Here is a 3,333-nt window from a genome sequence, read left to right as displayed (position 1 = left end):
CCTCGGGTTCGTGTCGAACGGCGGCTACGAGGATCTGTCGAAGGGTGCCGACGAGATTGGCCGGATGCTGGGCGGCTGGCTCAAGCACGAGACGCGGCGCGAGGACGGTGAGGCCACCCGCGCGCAGCCTCCACCGCAGGCGTGCGAAGCCCGCGTTCCCGTCCGGCGGCGCACCGGTGGGGTGCGTTACACGATGACCAGCCCAACCGTGGAGAGGTACCTGCGGCTCAAGCTCGAGCATCCCCGGGCGGTGGTCTTTGTGACGGTCGGTGCGTTCTGCCAGAGCTTTTTCGAAGATGCGGCGGACTGCGGTCGGGTCCTTCGTATTGCCGTCCGCAATCTGGCGGCGGGGTCGGAGTCGAGGGAGATTCTCACATGCGGCATCCCAAGGGCGAGGCTGGAGAAGTATGTGCTGTTGCTCCGGCGCGCCGGCCGGGAGGTGCATGTGGAATAGGGGCATGAGCCAAACCGGTGCGCTGTTGCGCGGCGGCAACTTCAACAACGGTACGAATGCCGGCCCGCTCACGGTCAACGGCAACAACCAGCCGTCCAATGCGAACAACAACATCGGCGTCCGTTGCGCCCGCTAGTTGTCCCAGCCGGGAAGACGCTCGCCCGGCGGCCCGCCCGCACCGCCTTCACGGAGACGGTGCCTGTGCCAAAGGGATGACAGGGCTCATGTCCCTGGCGTGGCTTCGTGCGCGGATCCATGCCGAATAGTGCGTGCGGCAGACCCGGTCAGTAGGCCGCTCGAACGCCGGGTCCGCTGATTGCCTGGGTTGGACGCATGCATCGCGAGAAGCACCTGTTCTCGCGGGTTGTCGATCTCGACAATCTGTACCGCGGCTTTCTGGGCGCCAGCCACGGGAGACGCGACCGTCCGGAGGTGAGGGAGTTCGAGTACCATCTGGAGACCTGCCTGTGGGCCGTGCGGCGGGAACTGGAGGCAGGGGTCTACGAGTGGGGGCCTTTTCGCCGGTTCTGGATTCGCGATCCCAAACGGCGCGAGATCCGGGCGGCACCGTTTCGCGACCGCGTCGTGCATCATGCCATCTTCAACGTGCTCGACCCGATCTTTCGCCGCGGCTTCATCGCCGACAGTTACGCGTGCATTCCGGGCCGAGGGACGCACCTGGCGGTCCAGCGCTACCGTGCATTCGTGCGCGCCTGCGCCGGCCGCGGCTATCGGGTCCAGTGTGACATCAAGAGCTACTTCGCGAGTGTGGACCACGGGGTCCTCATGGCGCGGCTCAGCCGCCGCGTCGGCGACGACCGCGTGTTGGATCTGCTGTGGCGCCTCGTCGAGCACGGTGCCGAGCACCCCGGCCGGGGCATGCCCATCGGCAGCCTGACGAGCCAGCTCTTTGCGAACGTGTACCTGGACGCCCTGGATCATTTCGTGAAGGAGGAGCTGCGGGTGCGGCACTACATCCGCTACATGGATGACTTTCTGCTGCTCACTCCCGATCGTGCGGCAGCGCGCGATCGACTGAAGTGCGTGCGGGCGTTCCTGCGCGACCGCCTCCTGCTCGAGCTGAATCCCCGTCGGGTGATTGTGGCCCCGCTCAGTGCGCCGTGTGACCTGCTCGGTTACGTCCACCACGCCGATGGCCGGGTGCGCGTGCGGCGCCGCAGCGTGCTCCGGCTGTGGCGGCGGCTGCCGGCGTTGCAGCGGCGCGTGGTCGCCGGCGAGATCGACCGGGCCACGGCCCACGCGTCGGTGGCGAGTTGGTTCGGTCTCGCCGGGCATGCGAACGCCTTCCGCTTGTCACGGAGCATCATGACGCGGCGCGACGTCGACAACATCGGTAAGCGGCTGCTCGTGCAGTCGCTGTGCCGCGACGGGTCGAGGCATAGGTCACCGCGCGCGATGCGGATCGGGAGCGGGCGAACGCGGGCCTGACCCAGCGTCCCGGGGCGCCAAACGCACCCCCAATTCCCAGCCCGACCCCCAGCCCGGTTTGGCCTGACGTCGGGGCAGGGGCAGGGGCAGGGGCACGGGCAGGGGCTTGGGCAGGGGCACGGGTTATCCCTTACCCGGGCGGAGTCAAGCACCGCTCCGGCAGAAACCTATCGTCGGCTCCCCTAGCGCGTTAACGATCCTTTGAAAAAGTCGCCGACGCACTCAATCGTCATTCCGCCGAAAGGCGGAATCCAGTCTCTTCAGTCACTTCCGTCCGTTGCCTGGTCAACCAGGCCAAGAGGGCCGGACGTGTCCTGCGTGTCGCTGCGTGTCGTGATCGGTGTCGTATGATCGATGTGTGTGGCGCGCGCGCAGCTGGCTGTCACGCCGCGATTTCGAGGGCAAAGTTGATCGGGGCAGGCTCGAGTGTTACAAGAGTGCGAATGGACACAACGGTGCGCAACCTCGACGAGCGGGCATACCGCGAGCTGAAGGCACGCGCCGCCCTCGAGGGCCGTCCCATCGGTGAAACCCTGAGTGAAGCGATCCGCGTCTACCTCCGCAGCGCGCCCGTGCTGCGGAGGGACGGCAGCCTTGCCGAGTTGCGTCCCGAGCCGTACGCCGCGGGCACCGAACGGCTCAGCGAGGAGATCGACGCCGTCGTCTACGGTGCGTCGTGATCGTCCTCGATTCGAGCTTTCTCGTCGCCTTCCACAACACCCGCGACGTGCACCACCAGGCGGCCGCCGCCGTCATGAAGCGCCTGGTCGCAGGGGAATGGGGCGTGGCGCTGCTGCCGGAGTATGTGTTTCTGGAGGTCGTGACCGTCATCGCGGCGCGGCGCGACCCGCCGGCAGCCATCGCCGTGGCGGAGACGCTGCTGCGGGCGCGTGAGGTCGAGTTCGTTCCCTGCTCCGCGTATTTCCTGGCAACCGTCGACACGTTCCGGCGTGTAGCTGCCATGGGGCTGAGCTTCGTCGATGCCGCCATCGTGACCATCGCCCGAAACCGCGGCGCGCCTCACGTCGCCACGTTCGATGGGGACTTCGCGAAGGTCGACGCCATGACGCTCGTCCCCTCCTGAGGCCGCAGGGTCGGTGGGACACCTGTGCGGTTTACGGGCGAGCGGTGGGTGTCCGACATCAACGGGTGTCCGACATCAACGTGCTGGCAGCTAGTTCCACTCGGGGTCGGAATCGGTATCGGCATCGGCATCGACCCGTTGCCCGGTGTACCCGGCTGACGGACTCGATGGCGGCTCGTTAGCCCCCAAGTCGCTTCTGACCGAAGCTCGTGTCGTCCTCGATTCCGACCCCGATTCCGACCCCGATCGGTTCGAGCCCAACGCTGCGTCTCAGAACGTGTGAAAGAATTCGATTGCATAAAGAGATCCGATCTTGCCAGCAGGTGCGTTTGGAGACTACACCGCT

General features: G+C 66.7%; 4 protein-coding genes. All 4 read left to right on the top strand.

Annotated elements, in window-relative coordinates; translation table 11 throughout:
* Nucleotides 1–454 (top strand): hypothetical protein (locus L6Q96_22995; protein MCK6557417.1); only part of this gene is annotated, 454 nt, incomplete at its 5' end.
* A 333-nt stretch (nucleotides 455–787) separates the two neighbouring features.
* On the top strand, nucleotides 788–1,903 hold the full coding sequence (locus L6Q96_22990) for a reverse transcriptase/maturase family protein (protein ID MCK6557416.1): 1,116 nt from the start codon (nucleotides 788–790) through the stop codon (nucleotides 1,901–1,903).
* A 443-nt stretch (nucleotides 1,904–2,346) separates the two neighbouring features.
* Complete coding sequence (locus L6Q96_22985) at nucleotides 2,347–2,583, top strand: hypothetical protein (protein MCK6557415.1); 237 nt, start codon at nucleotides 2,347–2,349, stop codon at nucleotides 2,581–2,583.
* Entirely contained in the window at nucleotides 2,580–2,987 is a 408-nt protein-coding gene (locus L6Q96_22980; GenBank protein ID MCK6557414.1) for a PIN domain-containing protein, read from the top strand. Before L6Q96_22985 ends, L6Q96_22980 begins: the two co-directional genes overlap by 4 nt.
* Nucleotides 2,988–3,333 lie beyond the last annotated feature (346 nt).

This window comes from Candidatus Binatia bacterium (assembly GCA_023150935.1).
GTDB lineage: Bacteria > Desulfobacterota > Binatia > HRBIN30 > HRBIN30 > JAKLJW01.
The sequence above is the reverse complement of the archived record's forward strand: the minus strand, read 5'-3'. Positions and strand labels throughout refer to the sequence as shown.